The 18,320-nt window shown below is 36.0% G+C and carries 19 protein-coding genes and 3 pseudogenes; all 22 read left to right on the top strand.

What is annotated here, in order from left to right:
- The first annotated feature begins 176 nt into the window (after positions 1–176).
- The 22 genes and pseudogenes from pyrE (at position 177) to AC1TPB_RS12640 (ending at position 18,280) form a co-directional block, all read left to right on the top strand.
- On the top strand, positions 177–701 hold the full coding sequence (gene pyrE / locus AC1TPB_RS12745) for an orotate phosphoribosyltransferase (RefSeq protein WP_482076832.1): 525 nt from the start codon (positions 177–179) through the stop codon (positions 699–701).
- A gap of 132 nt (positions 702–833) precedes the next feature.
- Positions 834–1,373 (top strand): histidine phosphatase family protein, encoded by a 540-nt coding sequence (locus tag AC1TPB_RS12740; protein WP_482076831.1) that lies wholly within the window; start codon positions 834–836, stop codon positions 1,371–1,373.
- A 512-nt stretch (positions 1,374–1,885) separates the two neighbouring features.
- A complete protein-coding gene (locus AC1TPB_RS12735) occupies positions 1,886–2,359 on the top strand; it encodes an NUDIX hydrolase (protein ID WP_482076830.1) in 474 nt (157 codons plus the stop codon).
- 223 nt (positions 2,360–2,582) lie between these two features.
- Complete coding sequence (locus tag AC1TPB_RS12730) at positions 2,583–2,849, top strand: hypothetical protein (RefSeq protein WP_482076829.1); 267 nt, start codon at positions 2,583–2,585, stop codon at positions 2,847–2,849.
- Between the two features lie 249 nt (positions 2,850–3,098).
- Positions 3,099–3,838, top strand: a pseudogene (locus AC1TPB_RS12725) (LytR/AlgR family response regulator transcription factor).
- A 1-nt stretch (position 3,839) separates the two neighbouring features.
- Positions 3,840–5,122 (top strand): annotated as a pseudogene (locus AC1TPB_RS12720) (GHKL domain-containing protein).
- A 136-nt stretch (positions 5,123–5,258) separates the two neighbouring features.
- On the top strand, positions 5,259–7,310 hold the full coding sequence (locus AC1TPB_RS12715; protein ID WP_482076828.1) for a serine hydrolase domain-containing protein: 2,052 nt from the start codon (positions 5,259–5,261) through the stop codon (positions 7,308–7,310).
- Between the two features lie 225 nt (positions 7,311–7,535).
- Positions 7,536–7,925, top strand: a pseudogene (locus tag AC1TPB_RS12710) (DUF6933 domain-containing protein).
- 137 nt (positions 7,926–8,062) lie between these two features.
- A complete protein-coding gene (locus AC1TPB_RS12705; RefSeq protein ID WP_482076827.1) occupies positions 8,063–8,221 on the top strand; it encodes a hypothetical protein in 159 nt (52 codons plus the stop codon).
- The gene (locus AC1TPB_RS12700) at positions 8,196–8,384 is read left to right on the top strand and encodes a hypothetical protein (protein ID WP_482076826.1); all 189 of its coding nucleotides are present in this window, start codon (positions 8,196–8,198) and stop codon (positions 8,382–8,384) included. Before AC1TPB_RS12705 ends, AC1TPB_RS12700 begins: the two co-directional genes overlap by 26 nt.
- Positions 8,385–8,475: 91 nt before the next feature.
- Positions 8,476–8,700 carry a hypothetical protein gene (locus AC1TPB_RS12695; RefSeq protein ID WP_482076825.1) on the top strand — a complete coding sequence of 75 codons (225 nt, stop codon included), beginning with the start codon at positions 8,476–8,478 and terminating at the stop codon, positions 8,698–8,700.
- Positions 8,701–8,718: 18 nt separating this feature from the next.
- Positions 8,719–9,354, top strand: coding sequence for an NUDIX hydrolase (locus tag AC1TPB_RS12690; protein ID WP_482076824.1), 636 nt, complete (start codon positions 8,719–8,721; stop codon positions 9,352–9,354).
- A 1-nt stretch (position 9,355) separates the two neighbouring features.
- Positions 9,356–9,994 (top strand): hypothetical protein, encoded by a 639-nt coding sequence (locus AC1TPB_RS12685; protein WP_482076823.1) that lies wholly within the window; start codon positions 9,356–9,358, stop codon positions 9,992–9,994.
- A gap of 332 nt (positions 9,995–10,326) precedes the next feature.
- Positions 10,327–10,635 carry a TIGR04104 family putative zinc finger protein gene (locus tag AC1TPB_RS12680; RefSeq protein ID WP_482076822.1) on the top strand — a complete coding sequence of 103 codons (309 nt, stop codon included), beginning with the start codon at positions 10,327–10,329 and terminating at the stop codon, positions 10,633–10,635.
- A gap of 342 nt (positions 10,636–10,977) precedes the next feature.
- Positions 10,978–11,373 carry a hypothetical protein gene (locus AC1TPB_RS12675; protein WP_482076821.1) on the top strand — a complete coding sequence of 132 codons (396 nt, stop codon included), beginning with the start codon at positions 10,978–10,980 and terminating at the stop codon, positions 11,371–11,373.
- Between the two features lie 102 nt (positions 11,374–11,475).
- Positions 11,476–12,006: a DinB family protein gene (locus AC1TPB_RS12670; RefSeq protein WP_482076820.1), complete on the top strand. Its 531-nt coding sequence runs from the start codon at positions 11,476–11,478 to the stop codon at positions 12,004–12,006.
- Between the two features lie 254 nt (positions 12,007–12,260).
- The gene (locus tag AC1TPB_RS12665; protein WP_482076819.1) at positions 12,261–13,049 is read left to right on the top strand and encodes a class I SAM-dependent methyltransferase; all 789 of its coding nucleotides are present in this window, start codon (positions 12,261–12,263) and stop codon (positions 13,047–13,049) included.
- Between the two features lie 220 nt (positions 13,050–13,269).
- A complete protein-coding gene (locus AC1TPB_RS12660; protein WP_482076818.1) occupies positions 13,270–14,892 on the top strand; it encodes an ABC transporter substrate-binding protein in 1,623 nt (540 codons plus the stop codon).
- Positions 14,880–15,896, top strand: a complete 1,017-nt coding sequence (locus AC1TPB_RS12655; RefSeq protein ID WP_482076817.1) for an ABC transporter permease — start codon at positions 14,880–14,882, stop codon at positions 15,894–15,896. The genes AC1TPB_RS12660 and AC1TPB_RS12655 overlap by 13 nt, the downstream gene beginning before the upstream one ends.
- A gap of 47 nt (positions 15,897–15,943) precedes the next feature.
- Positions 15,944–16,735, top strand: coding sequence for an ABC transporter permease (locus AC1TPB_RS12650; RefSeq protein WP_482076898.1), 792 nt, complete (start codon positions 15,944–15,946; stop codon positions 16,733–16,735).
- 38 nt (positions 16,736–16,773) lie between these two features.
- Positions 16,774–17,697 (top strand): ABC transporter ATP-binding protein, encoded by a 924-nt coding sequence (locus AC1TPB_RS12645; RefSeq protein ID WP_482076816.1) that lies wholly within the window; start codon positions 16,774–16,776, stop codon positions 17,695–17,697.
- Positions 17,687–18,280, top strand: a complete 594-nt coding sequence (locus AC1TPB_RS12640) for an ABC transporter ATP-binding protein (protein WP_482076815.1) — start codon at positions 17,687–17,689, stop codon at positions 18,278–18,280. The genes AC1TPB_RS12645 and AC1TPB_RS12640 overlap by 11 nt, the downstream gene beginning before the upstream one ends.
- Positions 18,281–18,320: the final 40 nt, after the last annotated feature.

Here is an 18,320-nt window from a genome sequence, read left to right as displayed (position 1 = left end):
CGCTACGGGCGTACGCCCTTGGTTGGAAGAAGTAATAACATTGTAGAATATATACCAACACAGCAACCCACCTAATGAAATCTAGAGTAAATAGTAACTGGGTTTCCGTAGTGAATAGCTGTACATTAGGTGAAATCACCGCAAGTGCATAAAACACATTCAATGGGGGTAGTTCAATGAAGAATTTAGCAAAAGAAATTTATGATATTTCACATCTGACTGGCGAGTTCCTTTTAAGATCGGGTAAAGTCTCAAATGAATATTTTGACAAGTACTTATTCGAATCTAAACCTCAATTATTATCCAAGATTGCAAAGGAGCTTGAAAAGTTAATTCCTAAAGGAACTGAAGTACTTGCGGGACTTGAGCTTGGTGGTGTACCGGTAGCGACGGCACTCTCTTTGAAATCAAATATCCCAGTAGCCTTTGTAAGAAAAAAGGCTAAGGAATATGGTACATGCAAATTAGCTGAAGGAATTGATGTAAAGGGTAAGAGAATTTGCATTGTTGAAGACGTTGTGACGACTGGTGGACAAATCATTTTAAGTGCAAACGACCTGAGAGAAGCTGGAGCAATCGTAACAGATGTAATCATCGTAATAGAAAGAAATATTGAAGGCAGAATGAAATTAGAAGAAGAAGGACTCAAATTACATTCATTATTTAAGATGGAAGAACTGATACAGGCAGCAGGTAAGTAGATTCAGCCGGACACATCCGCACCGACTAAGTACATCGCGCTCGGCGATATTCGTCGCCTAAAGTCGATTGGGCGTCGTGAATACCTGTACATTAGGTGCCATTGCCTGAAACTTATGAAAGGATGTTGAACATTGAAGAAGATTTATCTTGTTAGACATTGCAAAGCAGTTGGACAAGAACCAGAATCATTCTTAACTGAAGAGGGGGCTAAAGATGCTTCGAGTCTAATCGTAGATTTTTTTATGGATAAGAGTATTAAAAAGATTATTTCAAGTCCTTATTTAAGGACAATAGATACAATAAAGCCATTTTCAAAAATCAGTAATACAGAAATTACGATAGATGAACGATTAAAGGAACGAAAATTGAGCGCATCTGATCTTGATGATTGGCTTATAAAACTTGAAGAAACTTATGACGACCTAGAATTAAAGTTTGAAGGCGGTGAGTCATCAAACGATGCGATAAAAAGAGGAATAGAATTAATTAATGAAGTAGTTAATATGCCAGAAAATAATGTCATCCTAGTAACTCATGGAGCATTACTTTCTCTAATTATTATGCATTATAATCAAGCATTTGGATTTGAAAATTGGAAATCTATGAAAAATCCAGAAATCTATTGTATGGAAGTTGAACAGAGTAATATTAATCTTAAACATTTACTATAGATGATCAAGGAAGTAGACAACAGCACAAAACAAAGTATTCAAGTTTGTTATCAGAAACTCGCAGAGAGCATTAAAAAGAATTAAAGAAAATAAGGAGACTATATGGGTACACTTATAAGTTGTCGTGTCTGTGAAAAGGCTGTTTCTTCAAATGCAAGGTTTTGCAGTCATTGTTGTAGTGGTAATAATAATTGTTGGAGTAATTAATTATATATTTAAATGATAGCAACATAGATTAATTACAGTTGAAGAAGATCAAATATTATTGTATTAGAGGAAGATACTGACTTCCTGTAACACCGAATCTATGCCCTTGGACTGCAAGCGGAGTTTCAAAGAAATGTTTGCATGTAGACACCCTGTAAGGCTAAGCACATCAGAGTCAGTCGCTGGCGCTCCTTTAAGCCTCGCGGGTTCATAAATACAAAACGTTATATGAAGTAGGGAGGAAATTTAAATTAAATCTAATAAGATATATAGCAAATCATTCTAAGAATACGAAAGGAAACACGATGCCATTAGAAATGAAGGAACAAAATGAAGTTTTCCTTTTCAGAGTAGCAGGAGTCTTAATTAAAGATAACAAACTGCTATTACATACGACAAAGAACGGAAAAGGATGGGTATTGCCTGGTGGAAGAGCAGAAAAAAACGAGGAAACAGCAAGTACAATAATCAGAGAGTTAGAAGAAGAACTTGGTATAAAAGGGAACGTTAATAGGTTATTATGGATTATTGAAAACTTTAATGCATACGGAATAAATAATGTACATGAACACGGTATTTATTATTTAATAGAAGCAGGAGAAGTAACGATTAATAAATTTGAATTTACAGGATTAGAGGAAATAGGAATTAAGTTTAGATGGATTGATATTAATGCTATTGAAACAATAAACCTATATCCAAAGATTTTAAAGGAACTAATACAAAATATATCATTGGAAAATCAAATAAAACACGTTGTAAATAATGACTTAGATTAAATAAGAATGCAATTCAATGAAGTTCCCAGCATCATATAACAATGTGTTCACGCATCGGCAAATAAGCTGCATCGATCCCGGGAAAATAAGTGGGGGAAGCAGTTGCCGGACACATCGCACCATAGAAGACCGACATAAAGATAATACCTAAAGAATATTTATGAAAATCTAAACCAGTTGGAAGGTGATAGAAATTAAGCTTAAGTATTTCTTCATTATAATCATGTTATTTATGTTTATTTCTCTTTTGACGGGATGTATGCCTGGAGATGGTACAAATAACGCTCAACAACCTGCGGGATTTTTCTGGGGAATATGGCATGGATGGATTGCTCCAATTTCATTAATAATTGGTGTTTTCAACCATAGTATTAGATTGTATGAAACGTATAACTCAGGTTGGTGGTATGATTTTGGATATTACATCGCTATCATAAGTGGCTTCGGTGGAATTTCACTTTCTCGTCGTAAGAAAGTGAAGCGAGATTAATTTCAATTATTACTATCAGATAACCTATAATACAGTATTCACGCGGTTGGGCTACGCCATTGGTTACCATGTATCGGTGTATTTAACACTAACACGAGCAGGCGCTTGACGGATAAGCACAGTTAAACGTTAAAGTACGCTTCGTTCAATAGGAACGATGCGTACCTTTAATACTGTCAGAAGTTGATCGCAATGCTTTGATTGGAACATCTTCCTTTTGTATGAAAATCCATTCTTTCGTATATATTGATATATAGAGTAGCTTTGTGCGACGATGAGGAAAAACAACGGGAGCTTGTTAAGAATATCCTGATTACACTATTAATAAAGTCAAATATAGAATTTGAATTCGAGTTATTCGATTCGGGAGGCAGCTCGTATCTCATTATGAGAACAAAGAGAAACCGTTCCATATTATAATATTGGATATTGAAATGAGCGGTATTAACGGAATACAAACAGCTCAATTCATTAGAAATTTAAAAAATCTCGATGAACAAATTATTTTTCTAACAAGCTATCCGGAGTATATGGTAGAAAGCTTCGACGTTATGACCTTCCAGTATTTGATAAAGCCCATTGCCGCTCACATTTTGGAGGGAAAAGTGATAAAGCTGTGCCAATACTTCCAAGCACTTGAAAAGAAGTGGATGATCATTAAGTCAGCGTATGAAGAAGTGGTATTAAGGTATGAAGATATCATTTCTATTGAAGCTGCTAAAAGCTTAACGATAAAAAGTAAATTAAACTTTATAACAACAGGTCAACTCTATGAAAGTAAAGGCATTATATCCGATTATACATTAGTATTAAAAGATTTTAATTTCTTGCAAATTCATCGTTCCATTATTATCAACCTGATTCATGTGAAGAAATTTGCTAGTGGGGCTGTACTCATGTCCAACGGGGCGGCGTTTCCAATAGGTCGTTCTAAAGTGAAAGAGGTTAAAGATTTTTACACTAAGTTTATGATTATGAAGGGCCATTAATATGATTCAATATAATCTGCTTATTGTTCTCTGTGTCGCACTTGTGATGTGCTTTCAAATTAATTTATTCTTGAATTCGGTCCTAGATAAGTCAACGAGAAAGAAGAATAGAGTTGTTTACTTTATCATATTCGTAATTCTTGATTTCATATATTTGACGGTAATATGAATAATATTGTATCCTCAATCCTAGCATTGCTGATGATATTTATAATGGCGCAAGCTTATCGAGTAGAGTTAAAAACAAAAATTATTTTTACGGTACTCTATGCTGTTTTATTGACTATCGTTAATTTGATAACCCTTTATATTTTTTATGTGTTTAACTCCGTTGACTTAAGCACTGTTGATCCTAACTTTGTGCAAGTTCAATCGCCCTTTATTAAAGCGATATTACTCAGTTGCATTATTATGTTTTCCGTCATTCAGATCATACGACTTATAGCCAAACGCAGAAATTTTTCTATACATAATCGTTACTATATTATATTTATGATTGTCCCAGTATTCAGTATATACCAGCTATATGTTATAACTAGTTACAGTGAGAAAAATATTTATTATTTGATTTCATTCATTGGATTTCTAGTTATAAATGTAGGTATCATCTATATTATTGATAACATCATTGATAAATTTCAATTCATGCATGAGAATGATCAATTGCAGCAGCAAATGGATTATCAAGATGCGAACTATGAGAAGACGGTACACAGCTTTAAATCAATCAAGAGAATTATTCATGACACGAATCAGCAGTTTCTATATATTGAAGAATGTATTAACCGACAAGAATTAGCAGCGGCAAGGGAGCATATTAAGGTCATATTGAATAAAGTCGAAGGAGCCTATCATAGGGTAAATACGGGCAATCTAGTGATAGATGCTCTTGTCACCAACACGCTTAATATCGGTGAAGCTAACGGCATAAAAATAAATACAAAAATAAGCTTATATTCACACGAATTAAATATTGATAGGTATGATTTATGTGTCACGCTTGGCAATATGCTGGATAATGCGATAGAAGCATCTAAGAAGATCAAGATTGCTGAGGATAGATATATACTGATTAAAATACATTCAGATGAATCTGCCCTATTTATTCATATCCTTAATCATATGGAGAATGAAGTAGTCCATTTACATAGCCAAAAGGAAAACCCGGATTTTCATAGTATTGGCTTAACGAATATATCTAGAATTTGCGACAAGTATGGTGGGAATATGACAATAGAAACGAAACATAAAGTTTTTAATAATATGGTTCTAATCCCGTTTTAGAAAAACAATCCCTAAACAACATGCTGTTTAGGGATTGTTTTTTTCGTTTCAAGCTGTTTTTCTATATTCAATCCCTCAACATAGTATGATTCAATCAGTAATAAAATTTGATGAGAGAAAAGAGGGCTAACAGAAGATGAAGAAAGTAATTTCAGTATGTATTGCCACTATGCTTTTTGTAATACCGATGACCCATACGTCTGCACAAGGTAATAAGGACTCACTAAAGGAAAAAGCACAAAGTATGGCTGCAGAACTCGTTGCCAATTATGGTGTTAGTGGTATGCAGTATGCCATTATGGATCAGGGGAGCATTGTTTTATCCGATAGTGCTGGTGTAAACGATGAAGCTCACAATACACCGATAACTAAAGATACGATGTTCGGTATTGGTTCGGTAAGCAAGATGTATGTTACTGCTGTAACGATGATGCTCGTTGATTCTGGGCAAGTTGATATTGATCAACCACTTACAACGTATATCAAGGAATTTAAGATGGAAGATAAAAGATATCAAGAAATTACGCCACGCATGTTAATGAATCATTCATCAGGACTTTACGGTACTCACTATGGTAATAGTATGCTGTTTGACGATAATGATACACAAAATCATGATGAATTGTTGATAAGATTGCAATCCGAAAATTTGAAATCAGACCCAGGTGAATATTCCGTCTATTGTAATGATGGATTTCAACTACTAGAAATTTTGGTTGAAAGGGTGAGCGGTTTAAGCTATAGTGAATTCCTTGAAAAACACATTAGTAATCCGTTGAATTTAAGCTCTACAAAAACACCACTCGATGATTTTGATAGAGAAAAGCTTGCTAAAACTTATTACCCTACGATGGATCATGCTTTACCCGTTGAAAATGCTAACGTTCTTGGAGCAGGAGGTATATATTCAACTGCGGAAGAATTAACTAGGTTTTCAGATGTGTTAATAGGTAATCGAACAGATATTTTATCTGAACAATCTGTAAAGTCCATGCAAAGTCACGAGTATAAAAAAGGATTGTGGGTTGCTGACGAGACGAATGTCTACAATTATGGTTTAGGTTGGGATGCGGTACATTTGGCACCATTCAATGAGTATGGAATAACTGCATTGAACAAAGGCGGGGATACCGTTATGTATCACGCTGACTTGACAACTATACCAGAATATAATATTTCAATAGCTGTGCTTTCATCAGGCGGAAGTTCAATTTTCAACAGCGTTTTTACAAATAGTGTATTATTAGAATATTTAGAAGAACAAGGGATTATCAAAGAGATCCTGCCGAATAAAACATTTGATTCCTCTGTTAAAGTGGAAATGCCATCTGATTTACTTGCATACTCTGGATTATACGGTATGGTTGGTGAAACGATGAATGTCGAGATTCAGAACGGTGAGATCGATTTGCCTGCATTTATAGGAGGGTTTATTCCTCCACAAAAATATGTATATACGGGCGATGGACAGTTTAAAAGCAATGATGGTAGTGTAGCTGTAAGCTTTGAGCAGCAGAAGAATGGTGTTACCTATTTTAAATTTAGCGCATACTTGGATTTTCCAGGAGTAGGTCAATTGCTTATGGTTACCTATGAATATCAGAAGCTGAACTCTAACCCACTACAAGATACAACGAAAGAGGCGTGGAAAAATAGGAACGGTAAAAATTACTATGCACTGGATGAAAAGATAACTTCTATATTTTATCTAGCCCCAGAAATCTTAACAAAGAATATAACCGTTGATATGGAAAATGGATACGCAACAGGGACTAAAATTATTGATGTGAATAAAGCAGTAAATGTAGCCGAAATTCCTATTATGAACGGAAGAGACGCTTTTGATTTGAATTTCTATAAAGTTGGAATTACGGAGTATTTAACAATAGATGGATCCTCCTACATTAGCGAGGATGCTGTCAAACCCATCTATGGAGGGAAATCATCGATTAGTACCATTCCATCTAATGGCCATGCCGTATGGTTTAAGATAGATGAACTTTCAGCCAATAAGACAATGACCGTTGATATTCCCCAATCAGGAGGCTTTGCTGTTTATGATGCAATGGGGATGCCCGTCAATTTCTCTATTGCTAGCAAGAACAATTCAGTCCAACTGCCAGAAGGAGGATTAATCGTATTTGGAGGCAATGAAGGGGGAGTATTTAAGATTAGTTTATCGAAGTAAGGCCAGTTTATAAGTGGGAAAGGTGACGGAAATCGTCACCTTTTTTTCGTGCATTTAGCAGAGAAAATTTAAGGATGATTTACCTGCTGACAATATTCTTCGAATGTTCGTAAATACGAGAACGTTATACAATAGGACAGAGAAAGGGAAATGTTGTATAATATAGATATTATTATACAAGTGGTGGAATAATCTGTGATATGCAAGATTTGCTCGAAATGCTGAATCAGTCTTTTCGTATTCTTATTCAAACCCCTAATATTTATTAATGATTTTAGTCGATTATGTTTAATCGTCAATGGGATAAGGAGTTCTCAATTAAACAAATTGCAAGAAAAATTTATAACAGAACTGAAAGAATATTTATTGATCGAGGGAGTGCAAAAAAATCTAATCAATCAATATTTATTTGAAGCAGGGGAAGTATGAATAGGTAAAACAAATAACAAGAGTGTTCTAGGAACCATGAATGAAATGTCATTCTATTGTACGAATGAAGAGTTTGATCATACAATTGATTTGAGTGCTTGGTTAAACTCGATGATCTATAAACCAATTAATTATGAAGAGCCTATTAAAGTATTCAAGAAAACTCTGGAAATAAAATATTCTTAAATCATAATGGATGTATGTAAGGGAGGCGCTTGCAACAAAATACAATGATTCATCGTAATAATAATAAGGTAATAAAAGCAATTCGTGAATACAAGAACGTTATCTGATATGCAAGTAAAAAAAGAGGAGGTAACAATATGAGTTCAGGTTCAATTTTTGGTATTGTTCCAATTTTATTTATCCTAGTATTCGGAGGATTAGGTGTTTATTGCCTTATATTATTTATCCAAGTTGCACAAAGAGGAATTAAAGCATTAGATATCTATATTAATGAAAAGAGCAATAAAAACTATTGAAAGTATTTTAGAATCAAATACAAAAGAAAATGAATTAAATGATGAAACTTGGAACTCAATCATTGAGGCAGGCAAATGGACAGTAAAAGATATTATCTGTCATATCATGTTATGGCATAAGTATTTTTACGAAGAAGCAATAAAAAAAGATTGCTACGGGTGAAAAGATTACTCTCAAACACTTAGACTACGATGACTTTAATAGCAAAGCAATTACATATTCAAGAACAATAACAACAGAGGAACTAATTGAGATGGTAGTACATTATCGAAAGAAGATCGTTGAAGAAATTGAGACATTAGCAGAAGAATTAATCGTTCAACACCATAAAGATGGAGACGGAAATGTATTTAATGTTCAACAATACTTAAAGGATTTTATATGGCATGATCAACACCATGTTATTCCGTTAAAGGAGTATTTAAGGGAACAGCAAAGTAGGATGTCTACTTCCAGTCGAAAAGGGTCACGAATTTAACGAAGTGGAGGAGTTTTTATGGATTCAGAACTGTTAAATATTTTTAATGAACATAGAGTTCCAATTGGTGTGGCAACTCGTGAAGATGTTCATAAATATGGTTTTTGGCACGAAACCTTTCATTGCTGGTTCATTAGCAGAGATGAGAATAATGAATATATCTATTTTCAATTACGAAGTGAATATAAACGAGATTACCCTGATCTGTTAGATATTACAGCCGCCGGTCATTTATTATCAAACGAAACTGTCGAGGATGGAATAAGAGAGGTTAAAGAGGAGACCGGTATTGATGTTAGTATGAATGAACTAACTCCATTAGGAGTCATAGATTATGTTGTAGCTAACAGTAAAATTATCGACAAAGAATTTGCTCATGTTTATTTATATGATTACAACGGATCTCTTGATGAATTTTCGATACAAAGAGAAGAAGTTTCTGGCATGTTTATTGCACGATTCTATGATTTTTTTGATTTGTGGATGGGCAGAAAAAATCAAATTGATGTACACGGCTTTACTGTAGATAGTAATGGAAATAAAATTAAGGTTAATAAAGTTGTAGGACGGGCTCAGTTTGTCCCTCATCATGAAACATTTTATGAATTATTAGTTAATCAAATCAAGGATATTCTAGAAAATAGGAGAAAATAAAATGAAAAAATCTCTATTTATACTGATAATAGTAACGTTGATTTTAGTATTGTCGGGCTGCAAGGGTGAATTAAAAATAGATGACTCCTATGTTAGTACTTCAGAAAACAACATGAATACTGAAGATATCATTGATCCAATATCTATTAATTCAGTTAGTTTAGATAATGAAGAGTATTCAATATTACAAGCTGTCGGAGTGAAAAATTCAATGATTTTTTCAATTGATCTAAACAATGTCAAAGTCAACAATGTAAATCTCTGGACTGATCATTATATAGATGGTGAATTTGTGAACTCTTATTTTAACATGATTTCACAAGTATCAAACACGTCCAGTTCATCAAACTTTAAAATCTATTTTTCAACCAGTGGAGTGGAAGTTAGCAAGGAGATATGGACAATCGCGTTAAGAGAAAACAAAAGTGTTAGCAGTATAAGATTTGAATTAAAGAGTTCAGAATATGACAGTACTATTATTCATCCTATCAATAACATATCAACAGGGTTAAATGAAACTACTGATCTAGGTATGTTAGTACGAAACCAAGGAGCTGATCTGTTCGGTGCAAGTAATGACGTTAATAGAACGATCCAAGAAAATAAAGAAGTTTATGTTGTAAGGTGTATGTTTGAATGAAAACCATGGCATCGCCTAACGCAATATTCGCGTTACAGCTTGGTAACTGAAGATTTACGAAATTAAGGCCACAAAACAAATTAAAATACATATAAGGAGAACAATAATGAACTATATAGTAGTTTATTTACTTTCAATTTTAGTAGGAGTAGGTTTGATTATTTATGGAAAACAAACAAATACGAAGACAATAAATTTTTAGGTGCATTTATATTACTAATAGATATTATAGTTCCAGTTGCTTCAGTTATTGCAGGTTTTATCGATGGGTATAAATCCAATTAAGTATATAAAAGCATCATAAATAGAAATCAGATTGAAAAGGAGAAAATATGCAGAAATGTTTAAATTGCAAGAGAAGATTTAAATATAAACAAGTCATGAAATCTGGTTTTCTAAACTATCAGTCAGTAGTGTGTGGTAAGTGTGATGCGATTCATAAGGTTACATTTAATTCAAGGCTTAGAACATCACTTTGTGTTATGGTATTTCCAGTTTTGTCAGCCTTTGGTGTTTTCAATCCATCGAAATACAACATATTGGTTATATATTTAATAATCTTTTTATTAATGATGCTTATGATTTTGATAATGCCTTTTTTAATGAGGTTTAAATTAAACAAAGAAGAATTGGCTGATTGAATTAATTTCGAAAAATAACTGTTGTAACATTGAATTTAACCACATTAAATACTTCTTGTAACTACCTCTTAGATACACTCTCAATGCAGAAGTTTACTTTGCTGCACTTCATATTAACATCCACTAATTATTCAAACAGGAAGTTCTGAGATCTTTATTGACCAAATAATATCTATTAGAAAACGGAGTACCTTAGGAATCGTGCCGAATGGAATATTGCTTGAAACGCGTGAAGGGGATCAGTTTAACTTTGTGGTTTGGAACAGAGAAGAAATTATTGAATATATAAATAGATAATTAGCTACGAAAAAACCTGAAAAATAAGGAGTTAACAAATCAGCAATGAAAAAAGAACAAAAGATATTGCGAAAAGATTTAATTATATCGCTCTGTTGGTTATTTTTTTGTTTACTCAATCTCACAATCACTATTTTTGACTCAAGACCCTTTTTCTTTGTAGGTTTGTTTTTATTTCTTACGGGAGTATATCTTGTCTTCACTCTATTTACAGTAATGGACTATATAATAAAAGATCATTGGACCATAAGAGGAAAGATCGTAAGCATTGATCAGAACATTATAAGTGTATTAAAAGTAAATGGAAAGATACAAAAGTTTAAGAAATCTTATAGTAATCATTTCAAAGATATAGAAACTGAACAAGAAATCGAAATTACGGAATCAAGAAGAATAGGAGTAATAATTGGGATAAAAATACTTGAATGTAGTTCAGAGTGAAATATCTTCATATAAAGAAGAAAACCAAACATTTTGTTAAGAAAATTCATTAATCACTAAGCGTTAGATGAACTCTTCATGAAAAAAAGGAGAAAATCTAGAATGATATATGACTTACAAGGAGAAGCGAATATGTCACCAACGGTAGGATTATTATATTCTACTGTGAAAGAAAACAGCCAACGACTAAAACTAATCATTGCTGGCATGTCTCAAGAAGAAGTAGATTATAAAGGTCCAAATTACAATTTTAATAGTGCCGCTCAGTTAATTAAACATATCACGTATGTTGATCTTAATTGGGTTTGTAGAATAAGTGGACAACCACTTTCACAGTCATTAATAGAACAATACGGCCCCATGATAGATGCAAATAATAGGCTGCCGATGATTCAAGGGAAGTCTTTGAACAGACTTATGTCTGACTATGAAGTTGTACTGACAATGTTGAAAGATACATGTACACAATTAGTAGATAATGATCTTGATAAAGTTGTCACGTTTGGACATGAAAACGAAAAGCAGGCAACTATTCGCTGGGGATTATGGTATATGGCTGATCATAGTCGCTACCATCAGGCTAATATTAATCAACTTAGAAAGTGGTATAAAGAAAATATTCATTTTAATTAGAGTCCCGACGATTAGTAAAGTTTTCAGAAGAGATAACTCAGATAGAACCCGATCGGATATTAAAAGAAAGGAAACTGCAAATCATATTAATGAAAAGCATAGGGAGAAGCTTGAAGTAATGTCAAAAAAACATTTGAAATAGATGCATGAAAGTAAAATCAGTACAGGGGAAATTCCTACATTTGTATTGGATTTGAAATATGAAAGGTTCTATCTAAAGACTTTTTATTATCTAAATTTGGGAGTGAGCATGAATGGAAATTAAAAAAATCACTGAACTAAATAGAGAAGCTTGGAATGAAGTAACTCCACTGCACCAACAGGCGAGAGGGAATTCTATTGTTACCGATTTGAAAAACCCGGACTATATTCAATTAGATCATGTTGTCATTAGTAAATTACACGAGTATGGCATAGTCGGTAAGAAGGTTGCACAAATATGTTGCAACAATGGGATTGAAACTATATCACTTAAAAAACTTGGGGCAGAACTGTGTGTAGGATTCGATATATCCGATGAAGCTATAAAAGAAGCCATTAATCTTTCAGAAAGTGTTAATATACCAGTGGAATATGTACGTACTGATATTTATGAAATTCCCAAAGAGTATTATTCTCAATTCGATTATGTGTATATATCAGTAGGTACATTGGGTTGGATGCCAGATTTAGATTTATTTTTCCAAAAGATCGTTAAACTCTTGAAAGTAGACGGATTAGTCTTCATATACGAAATGCATCCAATCATTGATATCTTCGATGAGGAAGTAAAGGAAATTAAGTATTCGTACTTTAAAGATACACCCCTTATCAGTAATGATAGTTTGGATTATGTAGGCAAAGAAAATTACATATCAAAACCCCAATATTGGTTTCCACATACAATGTCAAATATCATTCAAGGGCTTATTAAGCAAGGGACGAATATTAAATATTTTGAAGAGTATTCCAAAGACATTTCAGCGGTTTCGAGTCATTTGGAATCCGATGAAGAACATTTACCATTAAGTTATATGTTAATTGGAATGAATTCTGAGAAGTAGTAACACGAATTTTACTAGTAGGAAATTTAGATCATCCTAGGAATAAGGTTGCCTATTAATAAAGAAGCTATTAAAATAGTTTAAGGTGTAACTTAATGAATGGAATAATGTTTTTTGTGTGCAATTGATTTGTTTAGGTTATCGCACAATTCTTCAATAAACCACTTACTTCAATGAGTAAGGCCATTTCGAGTGGAATTTTAATGAAGAGGTGAGACAGATGAGAAAGAAATTAGTTGGAATTATCGCATTAGTTGCTGTCATATCCACTTTTATGTTAGCGGGTTGTCATTCATCCAGATCGGGTCCGTCTAATGTTGGAAATAGCGTCGGTAGCGAAGACAAGAAGGACGAACTGGTATTAGCCTTTGGATCTGAACCAGAAACAGGCTTTGATCCAACAACAGGATGGGGTCGTTATGGTTCACCACTGTTCCAAAGTACTCTATTTAAAAGAGACAACAAGCTTAACATTGTCAATGATCTTGCAACCAGCTATGAAGTGAACAATGAAGGTACCGTTTGGACAGTTAAAATCCGTGATGATGTGAAATTTTCGGATGGGCAACCATTATCGGCTGCTGATGTTGTCTTTACATTTGAAACAGCAACGAACAATGGGGCAGTTGTAGATCTTAATAGTGTAAGTAAAGTAGAAGCCGTAGACAATTACACCGTTAGATTTACGTTGAAAGAACCCCAATCCACCTTTATTAACACACTTATTGCAACTGGAATTGTTCCAAAACATGCCTATGATAAAGACTATGCTGAGAATCCTATAGGCTCCGGTCCGTATCAGCTCGTGCAATGGGACAAGGGACAACAGCTGATTGTCAAAGCAAATCCACAATATTATGATGAACATTCATATTTCACCAAGATAACTTTTCTATTCTTAAATGAGGACGCTTCATTTGCGGCGGCAAAAGCAGGAATAGTTGATCTTGCCTATATACCAGCTGCATTTAGTAACAAGAAAGTATCGGGTATGCGATTAGAATCTATTCAAACGGTGGACAATAGAGGAATCGTTTTTCCATTTGTGAAATCAGGTAATGTCAGGACAGATGGTGCACCCATTGGTAACGATGTAACCGCAGATCCAGCCATTCGTCACGCTATCAATATGGCGGTAGACCGGAAAGCTCTTGTCGATGGTGTATTAGAGGGACAGGGAACGCCGGCCTATACTTCTGTAGATGGTCTTCCTTGGTGGAATCCAGAAACCGTTATTAAAGATGGTGATCTAGATGGTGCTAAGAAACTGCTAGCAGAAGCTGGCTGGAAGGATACCGATGGCGATGGAATCGTTGAGAAAGATTCATTGAAAGCAGAATTCACCCTGTATTACTTAGCGAGCGATACAATAAGACAGTCTCTCGCAATTACTGTTGCTGATATGATGAAACCTCTAGGTATAAATATCCGATTAGAAGGTGGGAGTTGGGATATCATATCTAAACAAATGTATTCAAACGCCGTCCTTTTAGGCTGGGGAAGTCATGATCCTCATGAAATGTATAACATCTATAGTAGTGAAGCGGCTGGGAAAGATTATTACAACACTGGTTATTATTCAAATAAGACGGTGGATGAATATTTTGAAAAGGCTCTTCACGCTACTACTGAAGCAGAAGCGATTGAGTTTTGGAAAAAAGCTCAGTGGGATGGGACTACCGGTCTCAGTGCGAAAGGCGATGCTGCCTGGGCTTGGTTAGTCAATATTAATCATTTGTATCTCGTGAACGATAGACTTGATATCGGAGAGCAAAGAATCCATGTTCATGGGCATGGTTGGCCGGCAACAGATAATATCGTGGAATGGAAATGGGCGAATTAAGGGTGCGTAAAAATATTGATAACAAACTGGGATTATTTCTATTGCGAAAAGGATTTCGGATGGCTACTTTATTAGTAGCCATCTGTTTCATATCCTTTTTGCTAGTGAAAAACTCTCCGATCGATCCGATCCAAGCCTATATTGGTGCGGATATGTTGAAGGTAGGTCCTGAGCAACGAGCCCAAATCGCTGAATATTGGGGAGTAGACCAGCCCATCATGGTGCAGTTCTTCCATTGGGGTTCTGCTGTCCTGTCCGGTGATTTGGGAACCTCTATGATCTTTCGCCGCCCGGTCATTGATATTATTGGTGAACGGTTCTTAAATTCACTAGTACTTATGCTCGCGGCTTGGATATTATCAGGTGTGATCGGGTTTGTGATTGGTGTTGTAGCAGCGATGAAAAAAGGAACCTGGATGGATCGATTAATCCAATGGTACTGCTTCACCTTAGCTTCCACACCTACCTTCTGGATGGGGCTCCTTATTCTTATTCTCTTTGCGGTATCGCTAGGCTGGTTCCCTATTGGAATGGGGGTTCCTGCCGGGGTGCTAGCGGAAAATGTTACGCTGATGGACCGAATTCATCATCTTGTTCTGCCTGTCCTGACACTTAGTATTGTTGGTGTTGCCAATGTGGCTCTCCATACAAGGCAAAAGCTGATTGACGTTCTTGCTAGTGACTATGTTTTATTCGCTAGAGCAAGAGGGGAGTATGGATTGGTGTTGTTTTGGCGACATGGATTGCGCAATGTTGCTTTGCCAGCAATTACGCTACAATTTGCAGCTTTCAGTGAATTATTTGGCGGAGCAGTATTAGCTGAGCAAGTGTTTTCTTACCCTGGACTTGGACAGGCGACGGTTGAAGCAGGATTAAGAGGGGATGTTCCTCTATTATTAGGAATCGTAATCTTTAGTACTTTGTTTGTTTTTGTAGGGAATTTACTCGCTGATATAAGCTATCATATACTTGATCCGAGAACGAGAGAGGGGAGAAAGGTATGATTGCAAGCCAGAAAAAAAATCCTCTGAATCACAAGCAATGGGCACTTATGAAATTGCTAATCTGCGTTGTTGTCATCATTATTGTTATATTAGCTGGGTTATTTCTTGATGAGGAGAACATAGTAACGAACCTTGCTGATCGGAATGCTCCACCTTCCCTAGACCATCTCTTTGGTACGGATTGGTTAGGCCGAGATATGTTCACACGTACGGTAATGGGGCTCACTTTAAGTATAGGAGTCGGGTTAATTGGAGCTATAGGAAGTGCGTCCATTGCTCTGTTCCTCGGGATGGCAGCTGCAACAATGGGAAAAAGGGCGGATCGTCTTATATCATGGATTATTGATCTGTTTCTGAGCGTCCCACATCTAGTGACTCTGATATTGATCGCTTTTACTTTAGGTGGAGGATTTAAAGGGATCGTTGTAGGAGTAACGTTAACCCACTGGCCAAGTCTTGCCAGAGTCATTCGGGCAGAGGTGATGCAAATCCGATCTGCTGAATTTGTACAGGTTTCTCAGCGGTTGGGGAAACCCGGATGGTGGATTGCTATGCATCATATCCTTCCACATATTATACCGCAATTTCTAATTGGTTTTATGTTGCTATTTCCCCATGTTATTTTGCATGAGGCGGCAGTTACATTTATAGGACTGGGTCTATCTCCACACGAGCCCGCAATCGGAATCATTCTATCCGAATCAATGAAATACTTATCTTCTGGTATGTGGTGGCTCGCCTTCTTTCCAGGACTTTGTTTGCTAATTATCGTGAGAATATTTGATCAGATTGGAGACAATCTCAGATTACTTACAGAGGCTAATGGGGATCTCCATTAAGATGATATACTGCGTTCAATAGGAAGAGGAGTTAGCGAATGTCTATTCTTGAAGTCGAAAATTTATCAATCTCTTTCCAACAATATGCAGTCGGACTTAAACAGATCAATCATAACGTAATATCTAGTTTAAATGTATCCCTTGAAGCAGGTGAGATTGTTGCTGTTGTCGGTGCAAGTGGATCGGGAAAAAGTCTACTCGCGCATGCAATTTTAGGAATACTACCAAGCAATGCAAGAATAAGTGGTGTGATTAGATTTGAGGGGGAAGAGCTTACTTCTGCTCGCCAAAAAGCAGTTAGAGGGAAGGAAATTGCACTTGTCCCTCAATCCGTAAACTTTCTTGATCCACTGATGCGCGTTGGTAGTCAAGTCCGTACGTCTGTGAAAAAAGGGGATGCTGTGGAAGCGCAACGAGCGGTTTTCAAACGCTTCCACCTTGAACGAGTGGTTGAACGCATGTATCCCTTTCAACTTTCTGGAGGCATGGCAAGAAGGGCACTACTATCGACGGCAATGGTGAGTGGAGCAAAGGTTATTATTGCGGATGAGCCGACGCCAGGACTTGATCCAGTTGTTATCAAGGAAGCGCTAGATCATTTTAGAGAGTTCGCCAATCAAGGTTGTGCAGTGATGTTAATTACGCATGATATTGAAGCGGTGCTGCAAATTGCCGATAAAATTGCCGTGTTTTATGCAGGAACGACAGTTGAAATCGCGAGAGTGGGGGATTTTACAGGGCAGGGTGAGGCGCTAAGGCATCCTTATACTAAGGCTTTGTGGAGAGCATTACCGCAAAATGATTTTATGCCTATTCCAGGTTCTCAGCCTCATCCGAGCTCATTGCCACCTGGTTGCTTGTTCGCCCCACGTTGTGGTATGGCGACATCTGAATGCCTTCAAGATCAGCCTGAAATGCGTAATCTTAGAGATGGAATAGTGAGGTGTATTCATGCAACTTAATGCAAACAATATCGGATTTCACTATGAGAATGGACCATGGTTGTTTCGAGGAGTCAACTTATCGATAGAGCCAGGGGAAGTTGTAGGTATTAACGGTCCAAGTGGACGCGGGAAAACCACCTTTTGCCGAATACTAGCTAGTTATGAGACAGCTATTGAAGGAACGGTGACCTTTAATAATATACCCTTATCTAGGAAAGGGTATCATCCTGTCCAAATGGTTCTTCAACATCCGGAAAAAGCGATCAACGGAAGGTGGAGAATTCATAAGATTCTTAATGAAGGGTACCATCCTGATGATGAATTACTAGAATTACTAGGAATTGAATCGGAGTGGTTAACACGTTGGCCCCATGAGCTATCTGGGGGAGAGCTGCAACGAATTTGTGTTGCCCGAGCATTGGGTCCGCATACTCGATTTCTAATTGCAGATGAGATGACAACGATGCTTGATGCGATTACACAAGCTCAAATCTGGCATGCGGTCACGGAGATTGCCAAGAAGCGAGAGATGGGAATCATCGTTGTTTCCCATGAATCGAAGCTCATGCAAAGACTTTGCGATCGTGTTATTGAATTGTAATATGTTAAAAGCAATTCGAATATGCGACATTAATTGACCA

The sequence above is a fragment of the Paenibacillus sp. Y951 genome (genome assembly GCF_056786395.1).
The sequence above is the reverse complement of the archived record's forward strand: the minus strand, read 5'-3'. Positions and strand labels throughout refer to the sequence as shown.

Bases quoted from the DNA above. Each gene is read 5' to 3' on its own strand.
- AC1TPB_RS12695 (WP_482076825.1), top strand. From the start codon at position 8,476: ATGGTAGTACATTATCGAAAGAAGATCGTTGAAGAAATTGAGACATTA.
- pyrE (WP_482076832.1), top strand. From the start codon at position 177: ATGAAGAATTTAGCAAAAGAAATTTATGATATTTCACATCTGACTGGC.
- AC1TPB_RS12730 (WP_482076829.1), top strand. From the start codon at position 2,583: ATGTTATTTATGTTTATTTCTCTTTTGACGGGATGTATGCCTGGAGAT.
- AC1TPB_RS12705 (WP_482076827.1), top strand. From the start codon at position 8,063: ATGAGTTCAGGTTCAATTTTTGGTATTGTTCCAATTTTATTTATCCTA.
- AC1TPB_RS12640 (WP_482076815.1), top strand. From the start codon at position 17,687: ATGCAACTTAATGCAAACAATATCGGATTTCACTATGAGAATGGACCA.
- AC1TPB_RS12660 (WP_482076818.1), top strand. From the start codon at position 13,270: ATGAGAAAGAAATTAGTTGGAATTATCGCATTAGTTGCTGTCATATCC.
- AC1TPB_RS12680 (WP_482076822.1), top strand. From the start codon at position 10,327: ATGCAGAAATGTTTAAATTGCAAGAGAAGATTTAAATATAAACAAGTC.
- AC1TPB_RS12650 (WP_482076898.1), top strand. From the start codon at position 15,944: ATGAAATTGCTAATCTGCGTTGTTGTCATCATTATTGTTATATTAGCT.
- AC1TPB_RS12690 (WP_482076824.1), top strand. From the start codon at position 8,719: ATGGATTCAGAACTGTTAAATATTTTTAATGAACATAGAGTTCCAATT.
- AC1TPB_RS12645 (WP_482076816.1), top strand. From the start codon at position 16,774: ATGTCTATTCTTGAAGTCGAAAATTTATCAATCTCTTTCCAACAATAT.
- AC1TPB_RS12700 (WP_482076826.1), top strand. From the start codon at position 8,196: ATGAAAAGAGCAATAAAAACTATTGAAAGTATTTTAGAATCAAATACA.
- AC1TPB_RS12715 (WP_482076828.1), top strand. From the start codon at position 5,259: ATGAAGAAAGTAATTTCAGTATGTATTGCCACTATGCTTTTTGTAATA.
- AC1TPB_RS12665 (WP_482076819.1), top strand. From the start codon at position 12,261: ATGGAAATTAAAAAAATCACTGAACTAAATAGAGAAGCTTGGAATGAA.
- AC1TPB_RS12670 (WP_482076820.1), top strand. From the start codon at position 11,476: ATGATATATGACTTACAAGGAGAAGCGAATATGTCACCAACGGTAGGA.
- AC1TPB_RS12675 (WP_482076821.1), top strand. From the start codon at position 10,978: ATGAAAAAAGAACAAAAGATATTGCGAAAAGATTTAATTATATCGCTC.
- AC1TPB_RS12655 (WP_482076817.1), top strand. From the start codon at position 14,880: ATGGGCGAATTAAGGGTGCGTAAAAATATTGATAACAAACTGGGATTA.
- AC1TPB_RS12685 (WP_482076823.1), top strand. From the start codon at position 9,356: ATGAAAAAATCTCTATTTATACTGATAATAGTAACGTTGATTTTAGTA.
- AC1TPB_RS12735 (WP_482076830.1), top strand. From the start codon at position 1,886: ATGCCATTAGAAATGAAGGAACAAAATGAAGTTTTCCTTTTCAGAGTA.